Origin of the sequence: Marinirhabdus gelatinilytica (genome assembly GCF_003353425.1) — a bacterium.
Taxonomy (GTDB): Bacteria; Bacteroidota; Bacteroidia; order Flavobacteriales; family Flavobacteriaceae; genus Marinirhabdus; species Marinirhabdus gelatinilytica.
The window spans coordinates 1,133,301-1,152,282 of the sequence record NZ_QRAO01000001.1 but is presented as its reverse complement, the minus strand read 5'-3'; the positions used below and the strand labels follow the sequence as shown (position 1 = coordinate 1,152,282).

Here is an 18,982-nt window from a genome sequence, read left to right as displayed (position 1 = left end):
TAATTTCAAAATAAAACAATTATGAAAAACATCATTATACCCGTAGACTTTTCAAAACAATCTGAGTTTGCACTAAAAGCAGGCGCAATAATTGCAAAAAAACACAGCTCAAAGCTATACGTGTTGCATATGTTAGAATTATCAGATTCTATATTAACTAGGACCGATACTGAAAATACAAACAAAATGTTTTTTCTATTATCTCTTGCAAAAAAGAAGTTTGAAGATTTTCTAGACAAAGATTATCTTAAAGGTATTGAAGTAGACCCCATCGTTAAACATTATAAAGTGTATAACGAAGTGGACGAAGTTTCACGTGCAGTAGATGCAGACCTTATTATAATGGGATCAAAAGGTCTTACCGCTCAAGACGGACTATTTGCCGGATCTAATGCTGAGAAAATGGTGCGCAATAGTAGTACACCAGTATTGATAATTAAATCCGAACCAAATAATTTTGATTTAAAAAATGTGGTATATGCAGCAAGTTTAGAACCAGAAAGTATCCCTGCCTTTAAAAAAGCAACTACTTTATTTTCATCATTAGGGAGTAATGTACACCCCGTTTTTGTGAACAGACCAAACAATGGTTTCATTAGTTCGAGAGAATTTAATGAAAAGGTTAAGGCATTTGCAACAGCCGGGGGCACAGATAATGTGGAATTTATTGCTGGATACACGGTTGAAGATGGATTGATTCAATATGCTGAAGAAACCAAAGCAGATATAATTGCTGTAAGCACCAATGCCAGAAAAGGTTTAAATCATTTCTTAATGGGAAGTATTTCTGAAGATCTAGCAAACCACTCAAAATTACCTGTAATGTCATTTAAGTTATAATTTCATTATTCAATTAAGAATTAAATCTTAAAATCAATTTTTATACTGATGAAATTTTATAAAATAAAATATCATCTTTAAATTTGTGTTGTTAGGATTCCTTACTATATTTGTAATGCAATAATGCATTAATATAAAACACTATACAATGAGTAAATCAATTTTTTATCACGCAGGATGTCCGGTTTGCATAAGTGCAGAGCACGACATCATTAATTTAGTTGGAAAAGACAGTGTCGAAATTGTAAACATAGGCGAAGACCGAGACAGAATTTCAGAAGCTGAAAAAGCAGGTGTTAATTCTGTCCCAGCATTGGTAACACCAAATGGAAACACATTACACATCAATTTTGGCGCTTCGATGGCAGACGTTAAAGGCTAATTTTTTTAATCTATATAGTTAGGATTCCTAATATATAAACGGAGTCCTAACTTTCTAAATCAAATCAAAATGAAATCAATTTTATTATTATTTACAGCAACAATTCTTTTAAGCACAACTTTTGTTTATGCACAAGAGAGCGAATACAAAAATGATGACTTCAAGATTAATGAAGTTAGTGTAACTCACGAAGCCGAATTAGGAATTACTGTTTGGGAAATAAGTGTAGATGGAACCGCAGGAAATACTACCCCTACAAAAATTGGACAGCTTGATGGAGCGCCAGTTTTAGGTTATGTGTTTCCTACCAATTTAAAACCAACAGATGTAGGTTTTAATCAAACGGAAGGCATCGTGGCACTTGCCTTGACTTCGCATCCTGATTTTGACGATACACCACTTTGGGATGAGAATAACGACAAAGTATATAATAATGATGGTGTTATTTGGCATCCGCATTGGGTAATACTTCACGAAGATAAACGGGTCGCGGGTGGTCTTTCAGTAAAGCAATTTAAAAAGGCCGATAAAACAGTTGTGTTACCACCAACAAATCCAGGAATGCCAATGTATATGGATTCACCAGGTTATCCTGTCACTACCAAGAGAAATACTATAAAAGTTATAGTCCCAGACTATCGGATGAACAACAGAACAGATTTTAAGTATGATGGAGTAACTGCATTTATGAAGGTAAACACCAGTAATGAGAATCTTCCAATGTTGGGCGTTTATGAAGTATATAGCGTAGCGAGTGGCGATTTATCCTTACCCTATAATTTAAAAAAATAATAAGATGAAAATTGCAATTTGGGACACCTACGTTCAACGTAAAGATGGCAAAACAATGCACTTTGATATTTTGGTTCCGCGTGATCTAAAAGATGAGCAAACTATTTTTGATTTTGGCAAGAACTATTTACAGAGCAAACAATTTTCAACTGGCGAGCTAACTGCCGGGGAATGTCGCTTTTGCCATATTGAAAATGCAACACAAGAAATGATTGAATCCATCAAAAAGAATGGCTACGCCATAATTGAAATGGAAAATTGCAACTAATTAAATTAGGATTACTAACTTTATCCCGCTAAACGGCGGGTTTTTTTATGAAAAAAAGCATCTTTAACCCAGAACAACAACAAAAGGATATTTCAAGTAAGATCGTTGCAGGATTGGAACGGATTTCAGAAGTATTTAAAGTTTTGTTGTGGGAAAAAGCGAAGTTGGTGGGCTTAAGTCCTATCCAAATCCAAATATTGATTTTCATAGCCTACCACAAACAAAATTTGTGCATTGTAAGTCATCTTGCAAAAGAATTCAATGTAACCAAACCTACTATAAGTGATGCCGTAAGAGTGCTAGATAGAAAAGGAATGATTGCGAAAGATTTTTCGTCTTCGGACAGCCGAAGCTACTCAATTGCATTAACAAATTTGGGAACAAAAACTGTAGATGAAATCTATGATTTTGCTAATCCGCTTAAAAAACAAATCGACACTATTGACCCAAATGAATTGGAAAATTTATTTGAGACTATGAGCAAACTGATTTACAAGCTAAATAGAAGCGGAATATTAACCGTACAGCGGACTTGCTATGGCTGTAAGTTCTACCAAAAAAATGAAGATGCTGATTACTGTGACCTACTTCAAAAAGAATTATTTAACCAGGATATACGCCTGGATTGCCCAGAATACGAAGCACATTAATTGACCTATCTTATTTAATTTATAAATTTTCAATAATCTTTTTTGCGTACGAACAATGTGGGAGTATTTTCAATTGATTTTCTCTAGCGTATTCAACTGCATTTATTACTAGTTTCTTTCCTAAACCTTTCCCAGCAAATTTCTTTTCAACAGCTGTATGGTCAATACTGAATTTTGATTTCTCAGGCCTACTATACTTCAATTCACCAGCAAATTCATCATTTTCATAAATTATAAAACGGCCTTTATTACCGTTATCTACTTTTTCAATTTTTGTCATAACACTTGTAATTTTATAAACCTTCCGTAAAAATTCATATGTTCTTCATCACGTTTTCTGTAATTCTATCGCACCTACTAAAACCAAATTCAAAAATATCTTTAGTATTCGTCACTTCATAAAGCTTATCTTTCAGTTTATCTTTTGAGCGGTGTAAGCGTATTTTCACATTGGCAACGGTTAAATCTAAAGCTGTAGCTACTTCTTTCAAACTCATTTCTTCAATTTCTTTCATTATATAAACCGTTTTGTACTTAACATCCAAACTATCTATTGCATTTTCCAACAATCGCTTTGACTCATTCTGTATCATCTTGTCCTGCGGATTTAATTGCCTGTTATCGGGAATTTCGAAAATAGTGTTGCTCTTTAAGCTATCTGGTTGCTGGAGTAAATGCAAGAGTTTTCCTTTTGCTTTTATTCGCGCCAATGAATTATTTATACCTATGCGAATTAGCCAGGTAGAAAATGAAGACTGCAATTTAAATTGATGTAATTTGGAGAAAGCTTTTAAATAGGTATTTTGCATCACATCTTCAATTTCTGCTTCGTCCTTTAAATATCCCCTGATAATACGATACAATTTTTGATTATTGCGCTTTATCAGTATCTCGAAGAGTTCTTTTTCCCCACCAAGTACGCGCGATATGACTTGTTCTTCACTAATTTTTTGATTGTTATAATCATTGATGTTTATAGCTTCCATTGGGCTAGTTCTTTTGTTTTAGATAAAGAATCGAGAAAAAAGTTACAAAATATTGTATCCTTTTTTAAAGTTTTCAATCAAAAGAGTGTAATCAATTTATTAATGCCTAAAAAACCAAAAAGATGAACTCGAACGTACAATTTGTAAAAACCTTATTGAAATACACTTTTGGTTTAGTCCCAATTGTTGCAGGACTGGACAAATTCACTAATATTTTAACCAATTGGTCTCAATATATTTCCGAAGGATTAGCAGGATTGCTTCCTCTTGAGTCTACAACATTTATGATGATAGTGGGCGTTATTGAAATTATTGCAGGTATCCTTGTATTGACAAAAACCAAGATAGGTGCTTATGTTGTTTCGGCCTGGTTAACTGCGATCGCGTTGACCTTGATATTTAGCTGGACATATGTAGATGTCGCGGTAAGGGATTTGGTAATGGCTATCGGTGCATTTTCGTTGGCCAAACTTTCTCAGGAAGGTGTTGGAAAATAAAATTACGTAAACCTTAAAATTATAATAACCGGTAATTGTTGCATATTTGTGAATAAGTAAACATTAATAATTTTGTTTATAACGCTCTGTTAACGAAAGATTATAACATTAACTTCTCGTGAAAAAAATAAAAATAAAACGAATTTACGAAGAGCCTTCAGAGAATGATGGTTATCGTATTTTGGTCGACCGCCTCTGGCCAAGAGGTGTGTCTAAAGAAGATGCTGCCCTAGACGATTGGAATAAGGATGTCGCACCCACGGAAAAGCTTCGTAAATGGTTTGATCACGATACCGATAAATTTACCGAATTCGAAAAAAAGTACCGTAAAGAACTTGAAGGTAAAACCACTGACCTTGACGAAATCAAGAATAAAGCTCAAAATCAAAGAGTCACCCTACTCTATGGAGCGAAGGATACAGAACATAATCAAGCAGTTGTATTACAAAAACTTTTGAATAAATAATTGGTTCTTCGATTATAAAAATTTGATAGAAAAATATAATTCGGACATTTATATCCGAATTATATTTTTCGTTATCTTTGTCCCAGCAAACCAGAAGTAAATGTTTTCAAAAAGTTGTGAGTACGGTATCAAAGCGACTCTTTTCATTGCACAAAAATCGCAACGAGGAGAACGAGTTAGCTTAAAAGAAATTGCCGCAGCTACTAATTCTCCAACGGCGTTTACAGCTAAGATTTTGCAAATTCTTGCGAAAGCAAATATTGTTAATTCTACTAAAGGACCAAATGGAGGTTTTGAAATAGAGAAAGTACGCTTAGAAAAAACAAGTATTAAACAAATTGTGCTAGCCATAGATGGCAATCAGTTATTTGATGGCTGTGCGCTAGGACTAGAAAAATGTAATGAGAATGAACCCTGTCCTATGCACGAAAAATTTGTGATAATCAGGAATCAACTGAATGAAACGCTACAATCCTCCACCCTTCTAAAGGTAGCTAAGGATTTGAATTTAGGACTAACGGTACTCAAACAATAAAAAAAATTAATATAAAATAAGATAAAAAGGTCTTTATATCTATAATATGAAAAACACGCTCTCATTTATTATTCAAACCACAGAGGTAACCACTGAAAATTGGCTTTCAAGTCCTGGTGTCATTGGTACAATAGTCTTAATTTTTATTGTTGTTTTTTTAGGGCTTTTCATTTTTATAAAAAGACTAAATATTTATGCAGATCTTTTAACTAAAAACACAAAAGACCTAACCGAAGAAGAATTTGAAAGAAGACTCGTCAATCTTGACAAAGAAGAGGTAGATAAAATTTTAGAATTGCGTAGGCAGGGCTTTCAAGTGACTCAGAAGCAAGCAGAACTCACTAAAATATCTTCTAAAAATAGTGGCTTCATAAAAAAAATTATAAACCCAAAAAACCCACTATTTGATGAAAAAGCACGGTCCACCATAAAAATTAAAATTTCTGAAGAGCTTAAACAAATTGTAATCTGGTATATCGGAGCCTCAGCATTTTGGCTCATCTTTGGCACTCTTGTGGGACAATATTTAGGGATGAAGTTTATCTGGCCAGAAATGGACACTAGCAGCTGGTTATCCTTTGGTCGCTTGCGTCCGGTGCATACGAATACTGTTTTTTGGGGTTGGGCTTCACTGGCAATGATAGGGCTGGGACATTATGTTATTTGCAGGACGTCAAATCGAGAAATTGTTAGTTATGCCTGGTCTAAAATTGCTTTTTGGCTCATCAACTTAAGTGTTTTTTTAGGCAATCTCTTTCTTATGGCAGGAGTAAATAATGGTGGTGGAGAATACCGAGAATATATCTGGCCTATTATGGCACTTTTTGCAATTGGTATTATCATCACGTTTTTCAATTTTTATAAAACAGTTGCAATGCGTAAAATTTCAGAAATTTACATCTCAAACTGGTTTATACTTGCCTCTCTTGTTTGGACAATTATATTGACCATTATCGGGTATTTCCCATCATATCAAGATGGGCTGGGTGAAACCGTAATTCAGGGCTATTATATGCACCAGGGTGTGGGAATGTGGTTTATGACCTTCACTTTAGGGCTGGTTTACTACTTTCTTCCATCGTCACTTAATAAACCTATTTATTCCTATTCATTAGGAGTCTTGGCATTCTGGACTCAAATGCTTTTTTACACCCTTATAGGAACGCACCATTTTGTATTTAGCCCATTACCGTGGTGGTTACAAACGGTTGCCATTGTTTTTAGTGCGGGAATGTTTATTCCCGTGTTTGCAGGTACCACAAACTTTTTAATGACGATGCGTGGCAGTTGGAATCATATATCAAAAAGCTATGTACTTCCTTTCTTTTTGGTGGGCGTTGTGTTCTACTTTGTGGGATCTGTACAGGGAAGTTTTCAAGCATTTCGATTCACAAACTACCTATGGCATTTTACAGATTTTAATGTGGCGCACTCGCATATGACAATGTACGGCATTATCACATTTTTAATGTGGGCGTGTGTCTATGCATTACTGCCTAAAATAACTGGCAAAGAACCACCCCAATATCTTGTAGGAAGTCACTTTTGGTTAGCATTCATTGGGCTAATTGCCTATATGGTCTCACTTATGGCAGGCGGGACTCTAAAAGGCTTGAGTTGGATTGAGGGCAATCCGTTTATAGAATCTGTAATACTTATGGAAAATTATTGGGTTTGGCGTGCCGTGGGCGGTTCACTTATGTTTATTTCTCATCTCATCTTTGGTTATAATTTCTATTTAATGATTCGAAAGAAAAAACCAGTGGGAACATTGCTTCGGAACTATTCACAAAGCGAACTATAAATAATATTTAGAAACAGCATTATAACAAAAATAACTTATGTTGAACTTACATAAAGATCATAAAAATCTCGTACTGCTTTCTCTCATAGTTTTTGTAGTACTCAGTATTGGTGTTGCGATTATTCCCGCATACCAAATGCAAGAATATGAACCCATCCCAGGGCAGTTAGACTTAACTATTTCTGAAAAAAAAGGGCTTCACGTTTACATTTCGGAAGGTTGTGTAGCCTGCCACACGCAACAAGTAAGAAATATTGAGATGGATGCTGTGTGGGGTGATAGACCGTCAATGGCCTCAGACTATTATTATAGTAAACAACGAATGGACGTCTGGCGGCAGTCCCCTTCCCTATTGGGAAGTGAACGAACGGGTCCAGATCTTACAGATATTGGCACTAGACAACCCAGCGACCAGTGGCACTTGTTGCACCTATACAACCCTCGCTTGGTCGTAGAAGCCTCAATAATGCCCAGTTATTCGTGGCTATTTAGAGTAACAGACACCTCTTATATTAAAGAGGACGATGTGACCTTACCTCGTGGAATAACAAAAATGGAAGGAAGCGATGTGTTAGTAGCAAATGAAGAAGCTTTAGATCTTGTGGCCTATTTAAAAAGTTTACAGCAATTTTCAATGGAAGATGCAGTACCACCAGAATTTATACCGGCATTGCCAAAAGATATAGGTATAAATGAGACAGGAACAAATTCAGAAAGTTCAGCAGGCGCCAGTCTATATCAAAACAATTGTGCGGCTTGTCATCAATCAACTGGTCGTGGTGTAAAGGGAGCATTTCCTCCATTGGCAGGAAGTCTCATTGTGAATGATAAAAACCCGGAAACGCTTATTAAAATTATTTTACTGGGATATGATGCACGTAAAGAATATGGAGTGATGCAATCCTTTGCAGACCAATTAACCGATGAAGAAATTAAAGCCATTGCAGACCACGAACGCTCCAATTGGGGAAACAACGCACCTAAAGTTCCTATTGAAACTATAACACGATTACGAGATTCAATTTCACAAGTACAATAATTATGGAGACAAAAAATAGACAAGTACGCATTGAGAAAACGTTTACTGTTTTCTTCGGAAATTTTAAACAACTATGCAATATTTCAGAAAAAATTATGCCTCAAAAAATAAAAAAGACACTTCTAACATCTATAACAATTTTTATAAGTTTTGTAATGGTGGGGTGCCCTGTATGTGAGAATAACCAACCTAAAGGTTTTGAGAATATTACCCACGGTCAAGGTCCAGACGGCAACTTAGATTATATTATTATGTTCGTCGCTATTATCATAGTAGGATTTACGTTAATAATGAGCATTAAATACTTGATAAAGCCGAAAGAAAAAAATAAAGACCACATAAAAAACCTAGTGGTAAATGAAAATAATCTCACAGACTGATGGAAAATAAAAGAAAGGTAACTGTTTTTTTAGATGGTGAGAAAATTCCCTTTGGAGAATTTGAACCACCCGTCAAATTAATTTTGGATACAACAAAAATTCCGGATGGCAAACACCAGCTAAAAATCAAAGCGGTCTCATCTAAGGGGGTTGAGGGAGTGCGAATCATTCCTTTTGAAGTTCGTAACGGCCCAGAAATAGCTGTCGTTGGCCTAAAAGACAACGAGGTAATAGAGTCTAATACAGCGATTACCATTAACGCTTATGGTAGTGAAACATCAGAATCATTTATTATTCGTGGTTCAGAAACACCAAAAGCTGTGCCCTCTTGGGTTTGGGCTTGCATAATAGCTTTTGTGGGCTTTGCTATCTTTTATTTTATAACGCACTGGACCATTGGGACATACAAATCGTTTTTTTAAATGAAAGAAATAAAAGATAGAAAAGACATAGAAATAATGGTAGACACCTTCTACACAGCAGTGCGGAAAGATGATCTTTTAGGCCCTATTTTTAATGGAATTATTAAAGATAACTGGTCGCAACATTTAGATACGATGTACCGCTTTTGGCAGACCGTACTGTTACACGAATATGCATATAAAGGCTCACCTTTTATGCCTCACAGAAAACTTCCCATTAACGAGCAGCATTTTGATCGCTGGCTTCAACTCTTCAAAAGTTCAATAGACGAAAACTTTAAAGGCAAAGCTGCCGATGAAGCTAAATGGAGAGCTGAAAAAATGGCTGAAATGTTTTTAATTAAACTAAATAATAAATCCTTTTAAAAACTGACTTTTATGAAAACAGCATCACTTACCAAAGCTTTAACATATAGCGACAGCAAGCCAAAAATAGATGTCTTGATGGAGACAGAAATGTCTAAAGAAATAAGAATTGCATTTAAAAAAGGTCACATAATGAAGGAGCATAAAACGCCATTTCCCATTGTTGTGGAAGTTTTCAAGGGATCCATAGATTTTGGTGTCAATGGAGTCAAACATCATTTACCCGAAGGAAATCTCATCGCACTTGAAGGTGACGTACCTCACGATTTAAAAGCGAATAAAGACAGTATTGTTCGCTTATCACTTTCTAAGAAAGATAATGTGAATCGCGTGCAAAACATTAGAACTTCTTAGAATAAGAACATCCGAATAGTCAATCAAAAATTAAAAAAACTACTTAACCAATAATGATTTTTAACTATAAATAAGATTAATTATGATTTCAAAAATGTATAAATCGCTTTTAACTGAATATATATCTGGACTATATGGATATGCTACTATAGCTATCATTGGTCAAAGCTGTATAGGTTCTATAGCCGCAATGTTGATATTAATGAACAATGATTTATCAAGAAATTTTCAAATCATTGAACTTTTTTTAGTCGTTATTTTATGTATGGGATTTAACGGTGCCGTCTTAGCACAGCAAAAAGGAAAAATACAATTCAATATTTTAATCCTCAGTGTTCTTACCAGTATAATATTTATCATTATAAATTTATGAATTTGAAATTTTTAGTCTAGGGATAATATTCAACGAATAAAGTTATAAGACAATCAAGAGATTTTGATTTATGTACATTCAGTATAAGAACTTAAAATAGAGGATTTTTTGAGTATACTATCAACCACACAAATTTGCCCTTTTTTGACATTCAATTTGTAATATTCGATACGGCAATTGATTAGTTTTAAATTATTGAATTCTAGTATTCAAATAATTAAAAACCCATACCTTAGTCTAAGATTTTGCTGTATAAGAATTTTATTAAATTGTAAACTTTATGTCAAAGAAAAGAATCATCGCGAATCGTATCAACATTGTTTTAGTATTTATAGCTATTGTACTATTAATTTTAGGCGCAAATCGTATTGATAATAGTCAATTTAAAACAGCACATAAGGACGTTGTGTCGGTTTTTAACGATCGTGTGTTAGCGCAGAATTATATTTATAAATTGAACAATCTGATACACGAAAAAGAACAACTATTCCTTAAAAGAGGCACTCAGGCAGCTAGCGAAAATATAAATAAGGAGATTGAAACGTTAATCATATTATTTTCTGAAACTGAATTAACTAATAACGAAACTCAAAGTTTTGAAAATTTTAAAAACAATTATACCGATTTAAAATCTAAAGAAACCGAATATTTTAAAAATTCATATAATCAACCTATTGATGAAAATATTATTAATATCGCACTCGAAGAAGATATCAATATAATCCAAACTGATTTAGATAATTTAGCACTCATTCAAGTTTCAGAAATTAGGACAACCGTATTAGATGCACAAAAATCATTAAGTGAAAACGAGTTGAAATCCAGTATTGAAACCTATTTTTTATTAGGCATTGGCATTATTGTTTTAGTAATAATTTTCTATAGAATTAACAAATATGAATAGTATTACTAATAATAATTGAGTTATGCTTAAAAACCAACTAAGGTTACTTTGTACCTTTAAACAAAACCTCTACTAAAGCTAAAAAACTCATAAACGATTGACAACAACTGAAGCAACATTAAAAGAACGCATTAAAGAGCTTACCTGCCTCTATGAAATCTCGTCTATTATAGTAAATGCAGATGTTGGTCAAATGCAGGAAACTTTCAAAGCCATTGCACTAAGTTTGAAAAAAGGTTTTCAATTTCCAGAACAAACCGAGATTTCCATTACAGCTTCTATAGCTTCATTTAATACTGGAGCGGTGAACGAGTTGCTTCATCTTAGTTCTAAAATTCAGATATTTAACGTATCTGATGGGGCTATTATCGCTTCCTTACAAGATGATAAAAGTTCATTTTTAAAAGAAGAGCAGCAATTATTGGATAGTGTCGCTTTAAAGATTGGAAATCTCTTAGAGCGCATCGAAATTCAACAGAATGAAACTTCACTCAAACGCCAGATGGAACGTGCAGACCGGCTTTCCATCCTTGGTGAAATTACAGCCGGAATTGCCCACGAACTCAACACACCCTTGGCAAACATACTTGGGTTTGCCGAATTGCTAAAAGATGATTTTAAGACTGACAAATCAGTTAGCGCAGATCTGGACAAGATTATTGACAATGCGATTTTTTCCCGTGAAGTGGTTAAGAAATTAATGTTCTTTGCTTGTGAGATGCCACAGGAAATGAAACAGGTAAATTTGGTGCCGAGAATAAAAAATGCATTGGCACTACTCGACGCCTCATTTAAAAAAGCAAATGTAAAATATGTTGTAAAAATTGAAGAGGGAGAACTATTGTTAAAAGCAGACACAATACAACTAACACAAATTATTTTCAACTTGATAATCAATGCTATTTACTTCTCACCAGAAAATGGATTAGTTACCATTGAAGCTTCGCAATCCAAAAAAAACATCGTTTTAAAAATTATCGATGAAGGCCCGGGACTGTCAAATGATGCTCTTGAAAAAGTGTTCCAGCCATTCTTTACAACGAAACCTACAGGCGACGGATCTGGTCTTGGATTGAGTGTGGTGCACGGTATAGTAGCAAGCCATAAAGGAACTATAAACGTAGAGAATAATGCAAAAAAAGGCGCAACGTTTACCGTTAAACTTCCAAAAACTTAATACTTTTATAATTGAATGCAGTTTAAAAAAGAGAACATACTCATAGTAGATGATGATATCCATATTCTGGAGTTATTACAACGTCATTTACAATCGTGGAATTTTCACTCTTATAAAGCTGTTTCAGTAAAGGAAGCTGTTCAAATACTTCGGGATACAAAGATAGACTTGCTTATTACCGACTTAAAAATGCCTGAGATAGATGGTACAGAGCTTATCAAATTTGTATCAGAACACTATCCTGCCCTACCCAAACTCGTTATCACCGGTTATCCTTCAGTGCAGGATTCGCTGGCCGCTATAAAATCTGGTGTGGTCGATTATTTAACCAAACCTTTTACCAAAGAAGAACTTAGTAATGCTATAGAGAAATCTTTAGGAAGCACGGACATCAGTTCTAAAAAGCCGGTTTCAACAAAAGCAATGGATCAAAAAAAGGGTGATGCATACGGTGATATCATCGGTAATTCAGAAAAAATAAATGAGGTTATACAGATCATTGAACGTGTAAAAGATAACAAAGCTACTATTTTCATAAAAGGCGAAAGCGGTACGGGAAAAGAACTTGTAGCACGTGCTATCCATTATCAAGGGAAGTTTTCGCGAGCACCATTTATAGCAGTAAACTGTGGTGGCATTCCAGAAAATTTATTAGAATCAGAACTTTTTGGCTACACTAAAGGTGCGTTTACAGGAGCTGAAAAAAATCGCGATGGATTCTTTCAGGCTGCAAATAGCGGAACTATTTTTCTCGATGAAATAGGCAATGCTTCTACAGCGGTTCAATCCAGATTGTTGCGTGTGCTTCAGGAAAAAGAAGTGGTAAAAGTTGGTGCACAAAAGGCAGATAAAATTGATGTTCGTATTATTGCAGCTACCAATAGCGACCTAAAGGAAATGATTAAAAAAGAAACCTTTAGAGAAGATCTATATTACCGTCTTACGGTGGTGGAAATTGAGGTAGCACCTTTGCGAGAACGTAAGGAAGACATTCCCCTTCTCGTGGATAAATTTCTCTTTAAATACGGTGTAGAATACAAAGACCGTTTTATTAAAATAAGTTCAGAGGCTTCGGAAATATTACAAAGATATGATTGGCCCGGAAATATCCGTGAACTTGAAAACGTAATACAGCGAGCCGTCATAATGTGCGATAGACACATTGATGTAGAAGACCTCCCCGATTCATTAAAATACAACATAGATTTTCCCAAAGGCGAACTACTTCCGCTTAAAGAGATTGAGAAAAGATATATTCAAAAAGTTTTGAATGCTACTAATAACAACAAGACCAAAGCTGCTGAGATTTTAGGGATTGATAGAAAGACAATTCGACAAAAACTGTCAGATTAAGTGAATGACCATAAATTAAGCTACTGATCTTTTAAATATCTCTAAGTAATTATTTCGAGTAGAGTCAGGGCACATATTACTATTGATAAAATTATTATAGAAAATTAAAAGATTCCTTAATACCCTCAATAACATTTGCAACCGCAACAGCAGATAAAATTAATCCCATTACCCTACTAATAATACTAGCACCAGCATCGCCAATTATTCTCTGGACTTTTGTTGCAAGCAGTAAGAAAATCAATACTATTATCAAAACAACTATTAATACTAAACTTGATTGAACTTGCTCCCAAATACTGTACTCAGCATTTTTTGTTAATAACACTACCGCAAGCATCGCTCCTGGACCTGCTATTGAAGGCATCGCAATTGGAAAAATAGCTGTTTCAGTGGTGTTCTTAATCTTTTTTATTTCTGTTTCTGGTTTACTTTCTCCAAATATCATAGTTAAAGCAAAAAGAAAAAGTACAATCCCTCCCGCTATTTGAAATGAAGAAAGAGAAATATCAATTGCATCAAGAATTAATTCTCCTCCAATAATAAAGAATATAAGTATTAGAGCTGAGAAAAGAACTGCCTTAAAAGCAATTTTTCTTTTTTCACGTTCATTATAATCTTTTGTCACAGCAATAAATACAGGCACTGAACCAATTGGATCAATAACAGCAAATAAAAATATAAAAGCGGCGGTAAGTTCGTGCATATTTGATCTGAATTATTCAATCAGGACCAATTAAAATCTATTACAGCAGATTTTTTTTAATGCTAATTGCTTGTTTCAAATGCCAAGTTAAATAAAATTGACGTATAACGTGAAAATCAACTTTATCATATTCTACTTACTTCTGGTATTATTTACATTATTGACAACAATCTAATGATGGTTCAATTTCTCCCAACTGGGTAGTTATACCCCAGCACTCAATTCATAAGTACTTCCAAAGAAACACTAAGAAGCCTTATACAGCAAGGGTTTCTTCGCTTAAAGCATTTTTTGGCACGCCCAATGGCATATAGATTGCCTTATGTATAGAAAATAATAACAATGTACTATGAAACCAAACACATTCAATATTTGTCCCACCTGCATCCATAGAGATAGCTGTGTGATTACTCACGACAAGAGCCAGGTATGGTCTTGTAGTGAGTACGAGGAAGGAGCTACAGAAGCAAAAAACCAACACCTCGTAAACAATATAAATAAAGAAAAACCAGAAATGGTAATGGCATAACCTTAAAACAAAAATAAAATGATTCTTAACAAGTTAGTCACAAATTTAGTCGGAAAAAAAGAGCTGAGGAACAAATTACAATTCAGCACCATACAAGATAGCCCTTACAGATTTGCAAACAGACGAAATCTGCGAAACAGAGGCTTAATTAATAATCCTTTTTAACATTAATGCTATGAACACACAATCCCAAATAGATAATAATAGTCAAAAAAGAGAAGAAATTCTCAAACGAAGAAGAAGATACATCATCAAAAAGTATAATGAAAGAAGTATCACCAATCGACTCTTTAAATAAACACGAAAAATAAAAAAATCCGCTTAAAACGGTTTATACTTATGACAACAATCACAGCAGAAGTAAATAATACTAAAAAGAAAAAAACGCCTGTAAAGGGAATGATGGATAATGTGATGGAGCAATTTAATAGTGCTGCAAACCATATTAACCTTCATCCAAACATCCGAAAGATTTTAAGTATTACTAATAATGAAATCATCGTACATTTTCCTGTGAAAATGGATAGTGGTGAGGTAGAAATCTTTACTGGATATAGAGTACAGCACAATAACGCCTTGGGCCCTTATAAAGGTGGATTGCGCTACCACCCTACGGTAGAAATAGATGCCGCAAGAGCCTTAGCTATGTGGATGACCTGGAAAACCTCACTGGCTGGTTTACCGTATGGTGGTGGTAAAGGAGGCATCCAGTTAGATCCTTCTAAATATTCACAAGCTGAGTTAGAACGTATTACTCGTAGGTTCACTTTTGCCTTGGCAGATAACATAGGACCAGAACACGATATTCCAGCTCCAGATGTAAACACAAATAGCCAGACAATGGCTTGGATTGCAGATACGTATATGAGCACTCGTCCACCAGCAGAACGTACGGCAAATCAACACGTAGTTACTGGTAAACCAGATGGTAGTGGCGGATTAGAAGGACGTGACCGGGCTACTGGATATGGCGTGTTTTTGAATATCAAATTTTGGGCAGAAAAAAACAAAGAAACATTAAAAGGAAAGAAATTCATTGTTCAAGGATTTGGCAATGTAGGCTACTGGGCATCTCATTTCTTGGAAAAAGAAGGTGCAAAGCTGGTGGCCGTACAAGATGCTTTTGGAAGTATTAGAAGCACCAATGGCATCCAGGTAGAAGACCTTTTCAATTATAGTAAAGTAAACAATGGAAGCATCTCAGGATTTCCTGGAGCTTTTGATCTTGATAATGAAAAGTTTTTTACTACTGAATGTGATATCTGTATCCCGGCCGCACTTGGAAACCAGATTACAAAAGAAAATGCCGCTAACATCAAAGCAAGACTTATTGCTGAAGGTGCCAATGGCCCAACCAATGTGGAAGGTGAGAAGGTACTGCTGGAAAAGGGTGTAACTATTATTCCAGATATCTTATGTAATTCGGGAGGTGTCGTAGGTAGTTATTTTGAATGGTTACAGAACCGAAACGGCGAGCTATGGCAATTAGATGAAGTAATGGCAAAACTCGATAAAAAGATGCGTGAATCCTTTAATAAGGTTTTTGATTATGCTGAGAAAGAAGGAATGGATTTGAGAACAGCAGCCTATTGCATCGCAATTAGACGTATCGAAAAGGCCTATATCCAACGGGGAATATTTCCTTAATTAATAACATTAAAAAATACCAAAAATGAAATACGGAAGCATAATATTAGAAAAAAAGGAGTATGTGTACTTAAAACGTATCCTAAATATTTCGGGATATGCCGAGAATTTTGAAACTCAAAAATCGCTCCAACGGTTGAGCAATGAACTTAAAGATGCACAAATCGTGGATGAGACCGATATGCCAGAAGATGTAATTCGTTTCAACAGTAAGATTATGGTGTATTCTGCAAATGGGTGGGAGAAAACCCTTCAACTGGTTATTCCTTCAGAAAAAGATGCTAAAAAGGATAAAATATCAATCCTTACACCTATGGGATCAGCGCTGTTTGGTTATTCTGAAGGGGATACGATTGAATGGGATTTTCCTTCGGGAACCCAAAAAATAAAGATTGTGACAGTAACACAGGACACAACTCAAAAAAAAATTGAAGTACCTATTTAAAAAATAAAGCAATGGAAACCTTACAAACAGAAATATATAATCACGATAACGATGTGGACGTAACACATAAAATAAACACTATTGAGCTTGACAACTGGATCAATCATCTTAAATACATCAAGAAAGAACTCAACAATTTAATTGGGCTTTGTAGCGAGGATTTGGATCAACGTCTGGAAGATGAAAGCGTTGTTCAAAAATTTCAGAAAAAAGAAACTGAAAATGACACGCTATTAAGAGCGCTTCAAAAATATATGAATACGAGAAGCGAAATCATAGAGTGCGAGGATACTCAATGTGATATGGCCTACATTACAGAACACGAAAGCTACAGGAGAAGTTATCTGTACCATCTTGACAAGTATAGAAGATTAAAAGATGAGTTTTTTAGTAAAGTACAGGGTAAATTCACGCTGTTGAATGGAATATCGTAAGCGCACACTATTTTGGAAATCGAACTCCCATTTAAGATTGACGCGCACCGAAGGCTCTGTATAAAAAAAGACCTTATAGCATTGAGCCATTGGATGGATGCAATTACAGCCATTAACACTGAAATTGATTATTTAAAAATTATTGAACAACAGTTAATAAAAGAGTACGATGTAGAAGTAACTCTACAAGCATTACGCAGGAAAAACACATTGTTGTTGGCAATGCTTTGCAAATACGAACAGGAACTCAATACCGAGTATGAATACGGAAAAAGAGAATATAACGTAAGCCGCGCTAAAGAACACGAAAAGAAACGTGATACACACATAGCATTCATTCAAGAGTTCACACAATTTAAAAAAGGGATATACCATAAGTTATCCAAATATCAACGCAGATAAAATTTAGAAAAGATGAAAAAAATATTAATTCCTATCGACTTTAAATTCAATAGCTACGATGCAATTGATTATGCTATCAATTTTTTTAAGCGTGAGCAATGCGAATTTTATTTTCTGAATACGTACACCTATGATCTATCAGGTCTTAATACCATAGATCTACTTCAGGCAGATGATGATTGGTATGACGAACCTAAACACAATTCTGAAGATAATCTTGGTAAATTAATTCAAAAATATGCCTTTAATAACCGAGATAGTAAACATCGTTTTAGCGCAATTTCTGAATATTCAAACCTTATCGAGGGTATGAAAAAAGCTATTAAAGACATTAAAATTGATTTGGTAGTGCTCCCAGGAAAAGACCAAAAAGGGGAAGATTCAATACGATATAGCCGAAATACCAAACGCATCATAGAGCATATTCGGGAATGCCCAGTAATGATTATCCCTTCTTCAGCGGAAATGTATAAAAAACCCAAATTTGTACTGGTTTCAAGATTTGATATAGACCTTCCTATAAGCGAACTTGAAAATTGGTATGAATTGGTACAAATTGCGAAAGGGAGCATAAAAATCGTAACTCTGTCTGGAAAAGAGGAATTAACTGAAAAACAAAAATCCAATCAGTGCAAAGTGCGCTATCATCTTGAAATGCTCTCAGGGGAAAAGATTGAAGTAGAGTATATAAAAAATGCGCCGGCGCTTAAAGACTTTGCAAGATATCATTCAGATTACATTATGTGCCTTATAGATAGGAAGCCAGATTTTTGGAGAAAGTTAGGTATTAGTCATTCACGAATAACTAATCTGGGTCCATTGCCAAGCACACCCGTAATCGCTTTACATAGATAATTATGAAGTCGATGAGCAACCGTACGTTCTACATAGTCGCAGTACTAATTGGTTTAGCCACTATGGCAATCCTCAGCTGGTTAGTACCTGCGCCTATTTTTTAGTTGAAAGTTTAAATGAAGATTAAAAATGGAAAAAATTTTGCGAGAAGCCAAAGAATTTGAAAAAGCCAAAATGAGCAATATGACTACTAGTGACCGTGTCGCGGCATCTCGTGTAGCAAAACGACTTATTTTGGGAATAAACGAAGAATATAAAAAGTCTAAAGATCCAAAACTTATGGACGTGATGAAACGTCTGACACAAAAAAAGAAAAAGATAGAAGTTAGGTTGAAGGGAAGACTAGAAACTTTTTAGTATTTTTAAGTAAATAATC

General features: G+C 34.8%; 28 protein-coding genes. 25 read left to right on the top strand and 3 right to left on the bottom strand.

Annotated features, from left to right (window positions below; genetic code table 11):
* The first annotated feature begins 21 nt into the window (after positions 1–21).
* The 5 genes from C8D94_RS05305 to C8D94_RS05285 all read left to right on the top strand — a co-directional run bounded on the left by C8D94_RS05305 (position 22) and on the right by C8D94_RS05285 (position 2,932).
* Entirely contained in the window at positions 22–840 is an 819-nt protein-coding gene (locus C8D94_RS05305; protein ID WP_115122825.1) for a universal stress protein, read from the top strand.
* Between the two features lie 148 nt (positions 841–988).
* Positions 989–1,222 (top strand): thioredoxin family protein, encoded by a 234-nt coding sequence (locus C8D94_RS05300; RefSeq protein ID WP_115122824.1) that lies wholly within the window; start codon positions 989–991, stop codon positions 1,220–1,222.
* A 69-nt stretch (positions 1,223–1,291) separates the two neighbouring features.
* Positions 1,292–2,014 carry a hypothetical protein gene (locus tag C8D94_RS05295; RefSeq protein ID WP_115122823.1) on the top strand — a complete coding sequence of 241 codons (723 nt, stop codon included), beginning with the start codon at positions 1,292–1,294 and terminating at the stop codon, positions 2,012–2,014.
* Positions 2,015–2,018: 4 nt separating this feature from the next.
* Positions 2,019–2,282, top strand: a complete 264-nt coding sequence (locus C8D94_RS05290) for a DUF2024 family protein (protein ID WP_115122822.1) — start codon at positions 2,019–2,021, stop codon at positions 2,280–2,282.
* A gap of 47 nt (positions 2,283–2,329) precedes the next feature.
* Positions 2,330–2,932 carry a MarR family winged helix-turn-helix transcriptional regulator gene (locus C8D94_RS05285; protein WP_115122821.1) on the top strand — a complete coding sequence of 201 codons (603 nt, stop codon included), beginning with the start codon at positions 2,330–2,332 and terminating at the stop codon, positions 2,930–2,932.
* Positions 2,933–2,951: 19 nt separating this feature from the next.
* Here C8D94_RS05285 and C8D94_RS05280 read toward each other — a convergent pair whose 3' ends face one another.
* Together C8D94_RS05280 and C8D94_RS05275 are read right to left on the bottom strand one after the other, a co-directional pair.
* Positions 2,952–3,212: a GNAT family N-acetyltransferase gene (locus C8D94_RS05280; RefSeq protein ID WP_115122820.1), complete on the bottom strand. Its 261-nt coding sequence runs from the start codon at positions 3,210–3,212 to the stop codon at positions 2,952–2,954.
* A 34-nt stretch (positions 3,213–3,246) separates the two neighbouring features.
* Entirely contained in the window at positions 3,247–3,918 is a 672-nt protein-coding gene (locus C8D94_RS05275; protein ID WP_115122819.1) for an RNA polymerase sigma factor, read from the bottom strand.
* Positions 3,919–4,040: 122 nt separating this feature from the next.
* Between C8D94_RS05275 and C8D94_RS05270 the strand changes: the two genes are divergently transcribed.
* The 13 genes from C8D94_RS05270 to C8D94_RS05210 all read left to right on the top strand — a co-directional run bounded on the left by C8D94_RS05270 (position 4,041) and on the right by C8D94_RS05210 (position 13,588).
* Positions 4,041–4,415, top strand: coding sequence for a hypothetical protein (locus C8D94_RS05270; RefSeq protein ID WP_115122818.1), 375 nt, complete (start codon positions 4,041–4,043; stop codon positions 4,413–4,415).
* A gap of 118 nt (positions 4,416–4,533) precedes the next feature.
* Positions 4,534–4,881 carry a DUF488 domain-containing protein gene (locus C8D94_RS05265; protein WP_115122817.1) on the top strand — a complete coding sequence of 116 codons (348 nt, stop codon included), beginning with the start codon at positions 4,534–4,536 and terminating at the stop codon, positions 4,879–4,881.
* Positions 4,882–4,981: 100 nt separating this feature from the next.
* Complete coding sequence (locus tag C8D94_RS05260) at positions 4,982–5,416, top strand: RrF2 family transcriptional regulator (protein WP_115122816.1); 435 nt, start codon at positions 4,982–4,984, stop codon at positions 5,414–5,416.
* 46 nt (positions 5,417–5,462) lie between these two features.
* A complete protein-coding gene (locus C8D94_RS05255; RefSeq protein WP_115122815.1) occupies positions 5,463–7,220 on the top strand; it encodes a cbb3-type cytochrome c oxidase subunit I in 1,758 nt (585 codons plus the stop codon).
* Positions 7,221–7,257: 37 nt separating this feature from the next.
* Positions 7,258–8,259, top strand: coding sequence for a cbb3-type cytochrome c oxidase subunit II (locus tag C8D94_RS05250; protein ID WP_115122814.1), 1,002 nt, complete (start codon positions 7,258–7,260; stop codon positions 8,257–8,259).
* 2 nt (positions 8,260–8,261) lie between these two features.
* Positions 8,262–8,639 carry a hypothetical protein gene (locus C8D94_RS05245; protein WP_245946185.1) on the top strand — a complete coding sequence of 126 codons (378 nt, stop codon included), beginning with the start codon at positions 8,262–8,264 and terminating at the stop codon, positions 8,637–8,639.
* Entirely contained in the window at positions 8,639–9,061 is a 423-nt protein-coding gene (locus C8D94_RS05240; RefSeq protein ID WP_115122813.1) for a cytochrome C, read from the top strand. The genes C8D94_RS05245 and C8D94_RS05240 overlap by 1 nt, the downstream gene beginning before the upstream one ends.
* Positions 9,062–9,427: a group III truncated hemoglobin gene (locus C8D94_RS05235; protein WP_115122812.1), complete on the top strand. Its 366-nt coding sequence runs from the start codon at positions 9,062–9,064 to the stop codon at positions 9,425–9,427. It begins immediately after the preceding gene.
* 12 nt (positions 9,428–9,439) lie between these two features.
* Positions 9,440–9,781: a cupin domain-containing protein gene (locus C8D94_RS05230; protein WP_115122811.1), complete on the top strand. Its 342-nt coding sequence runs from the start codon at positions 9,440–9,442 to the stop codon at positions 9,779–9,781.
* 82 nt (positions 9,782–9,863) lie between these two features.
* Positions 9,864–10,154, top strand: a complete 291-nt coding sequence (locus tag C8D94_RS05225) for a hypothetical protein (protein ID WP_245946184.1) — start codon at positions 9,864–9,866, stop codon at positions 10,152–10,154.
* Positions 10,155–10,434: 280 nt separating this feature from the next.
* Positions 10,435–11,058: a hypothetical protein gene (locus tag C8D94_RS05220; protein WP_115122810.1), complete on the top strand. Its 624-nt coding sequence runs from the start codon at positions 10,435–10,437 to the stop codon at positions 11,056–11,058.
* 97 nt (positions 11,059–11,155) lie between these two features.
* The gene (locus tag C8D94_RS05215) at positions 11,156–12,235 is read left to right on the top strand and encodes a sensor histidine kinase (protein ID WP_115122809.1); all 1,080 of its coding nucleotides are present in this window, start codon (positions 11,156–11,158) and stop codon (positions 12,233–12,235) included.
* A gap of 15 nt (positions 12,236–12,250) precedes the next feature.
* Entirely contained in the window at positions 12,251–13,588 is a 1,338-nt protein-coding gene (locus tag C8D94_RS05210; protein ID WP_115122808.1) for a sigma-54-dependent transcriptional regulator, read from the top strand.
* 94 nt (positions 13,589–13,682) lie between these two features.
* On the opposite strand, the gene C8D94_RS05205 is transcribed toward C8D94_RS05210, so the two are convergent.
* A complete protein-coding gene (locus C8D94_RS05205; RefSeq protein ID WP_115122807.1) occupies positions 13,683–14,294 on the bottom strand; it encodes a MarC family protein in 612 nt (203 codons plus the stop codon).
* 349 nt (positions 14,295–14,643) lie between these two features.
* Between C8D94_RS05205 and C8D94_RS15175 the strand changes: the two genes are divergently transcribed.
* The 7 genes from C8D94_RS15175 to C8D94_RS05175 all read left to right on the top strand — a co-directional run bounded on the left by C8D94_RS15175 (position 14,644) and on the right by C8D94_RS05175 (position 18,963).
* Positions 14,644–14,823, top strand: a complete 180-nt coding sequence (locus C8D94_RS15175; RefSeq protein ID WP_147278497.1) for a hypothetical protein — start codon at positions 14,644–14,646, stop codon at positions 14,821–14,823.
* Positions 14,824–15,162: 339 nt separating this feature from the next.
* On the top strand, positions 15,163–16,470 hold the full coding sequence (locus C8D94_RS05200; RefSeq protein ID WP_115122806.1) for a Glu/Leu/Phe/Val family dehydrogenase: 1,308 nt from the start codon (positions 15,163–15,165) through the stop codon (positions 16,468–16,470).
* 25 nt (positions 16,471–16,495) lie between these two features.
* Positions 16,496–16,915: a GreA/GreB family elongation factor gene (locus C8D94_RS05195; RefSeq protein WP_115122805.1), complete on the top strand. Its 420-nt coding sequence runs from the start codon at positions 16,496–16,498 to the stop codon at positions 16,913–16,915.
* Between the two features lie 11 nt (positions 16,916–16,926).
* A complete protein-coding gene (locus tag C8D94_RS05190; RefSeq protein ID WP_115122804.1) occupies positions 16,927–17,349 on the top strand; it encodes a hypothetical protein in 423 nt (140 codons plus the stop codon).
* Positions 17,350–17,361: 12 nt separating this feature from the next.
* A complete protein-coding gene (locus C8D94_RS05185; protein WP_115122803.1) occupies positions 17,362–17,751 on the top strand; it encodes a hypothetical protein in 390 nt (129 codons plus the stop codon).
* Between the two features lie 12 nt (positions 17,752–17,763).
* A complete protein-coding gene (locus C8D94_RS05180; RefSeq protein WP_115122802.1) occupies positions 17,764–18,606 on the top strand; it encodes a universal stress protein in 843 nt (280 codons plus the stop codon).
* A 129-nt stretch (positions 18,607–18,735) separates the two neighbouring features.
* Positions 18,736–18,963: a hypothetical protein gene (locus tag C8D94_RS05175; protein WP_115122801.1), complete on the top strand. Its 228-nt coding sequence runs from the start codon at positions 18,736–18,738 to the stop codon at positions 18,961–18,963.
* Positions 18,964–18,982: the final 19 nt, after the last annotated feature.

Excerpts from the sequence above, each read along its gene's own strand:
- C8D94_RS05305 (WP_115122825.1), top strand. The coding sequence starts at position 22 with ATGAAAAACATCATTATACCCGTAGACTTTTCAAAACAATCTGAGTTT.
- C8D94_RS05300 (WP_115122824.1), top strand. The coding sequence starts at position 989 with ATGAGTAAATCAATTTTTTATCACGCAGGATGTCCGGTTTGCATAAGT.
- C8D94_RS05295 (WP_115122823.1), top strand. The coding sequence starts at position 1,292 with ATGAAATCAATTTTATTATTATTTACAGCAACAATTCTTTTAAGCACA.
- C8D94_RS05290 (WP_115122822.1), top strand. The coding sequence starts at position 2,019 with ATGAAAATTGCAATTTGGGACACCTACGTTCAACGTAAAGATGGCAAA.
- C8D94_RS05285 (WP_115122821.1), top strand. The coding sequence starts at position 2,330 with ATGAAAAAAAGCATCTTTAACCCAGAACAACAACAAAAGGATATTTCA.
- C8D94_RS05280 (WP_115122820.1), bottom strand. The coding sequence starts at position 3,212 with ATGACAAAAATTGAAAAAGTAGATAACGGTAATAAAGGCCGTTTTATA.
- C8D94_RS05275 (WP_115122819.1), bottom strand. The coding sequence starts at position 3,918 with ATGGAAGCTATAAACATCAATGATTATAACAATCAAAAAATTAGTGAA.
- C8D94_RS05270 (WP_115122818.1), top strand. The coding sequence starts at position 4,041 with ATGAACTCGAACGTACAATTTGTAAAAACCTTATTGAAATACACTTTT.
- C8D94_RS05260 (WP_115122816.1), top strand. The coding sequence starts at position 4,982 with ATGTTTTCAAAAAGTTGTGAGTACGGTATCAAAGCGACTCTTTTCATT.
- C8D94_RS05255 (WP_115122815.1), top strand. The coding sequence starts at position 5,463 with ATGAAAAACACGCTCTCATTTATTATTCAAACCACAGAGGTAACCACT.
- C8D94_RS05250 (WP_115122814.1), top strand. The coding sequence starts at position 7,258 with ATGTTGAACTTACATAAAGATCATAAAAATCTCGTACTGCTTTCTCTC.
- C8D94_RS05245 (WP_245946185.1), top strand. The coding sequence starts at position 8,262 with ATGGAGACAAAAAATAGACAAGTACGCATTGAGAAAACGTTTACTGTT.
- C8D94_RS05240 (WP_115122813.1), top strand. The coding sequence starts at position 8,639 with ATGGAAAATAAAAGAAAGGTAACTGTTTTTTTAGATGGTGAGAAAATT.
- C8D94_RS05235 (WP_115122812.1), top strand. The coding sequence starts at position 9,062 with ATGAAAGAAATAAAAGATAGAAAAGACATAGAAATAATGGTAGACACC.
- C8D94_RS05230 (WP_115122811.1), top strand. The coding sequence starts at position 9,440 with ATGAAAACAGCATCACTTACCAAAGCTTTAACATATAGCGACAGCAAG.
- C8D94_RS05225 (WP_245946184.1), top strand. The coding sequence starts at position 9,864 with ATGATTTCAAAAATGTATAAATCGCTTTTAACTGAATATATATCTGGA.
- C8D94_RS05220 (WP_115122810.1), top strand. The coding sequence starts at position 10,435 with ATGTCAAAGAAAAGAATCATCGCGAATCGTATCAACATTGTTTTAGTA.
- C8D94_RS05210 (WP_115122808.1), top strand. The coding sequence starts at position 12,251 with ATGCAGTTTAAAAAAGAGAACATACTCATAGTAGATGATGATATCCAT.
- C8D94_RS05205 (WP_115122807.1), bottom strand. The coding sequence starts at position 14,294 with ATGCACGAACTTACCGCCGCTTTTATATTTTTATTTGCTGTTATTGAT.
- C8D94_RS15175 (WP_147278497.1), top strand. The coding sequence starts at position 14,644 with ATGAAACCAAACACATTCAATATTTGTCCCACCTGCATCCATAGAGAT.
- C8D94_RS05200 (WP_115122806.1), top strand. The coding sequence starts at position 15,163 with ATGACAACAATCACAGCAGAAGTAAATAATACTAAAAAGAAAAAAACG.
- C8D94_RS05195 (WP_115122805.1), top strand. The coding sequence starts at position 16,496 with ATGAAATACGGAAGCATAATATTAGAAAAAAAGGAGTATGTGTACTTA.
- C8D94_RS05190 (WP_115122804.1), top strand. The coding sequence starts at position 16,927 with ATGGAAACCTTACAAACAGAAATATATAATCACGATAACGATGTGGAC.
- C8D94_RS05180 (WP_115122802.1), top strand. The coding sequence starts at position 17,764 with ATGAAAAAAATATTAATTCCTATCGACTTTAAATTCAATAGCTACGAT.
- C8D94_RS05175 (WP_115122801.1), top strand. The coding sequence starts at position 18,736 with ATGGAAAAAATTTTGCGAGAAGCCAAAGAATTTGAAAAAGCCAAAATG.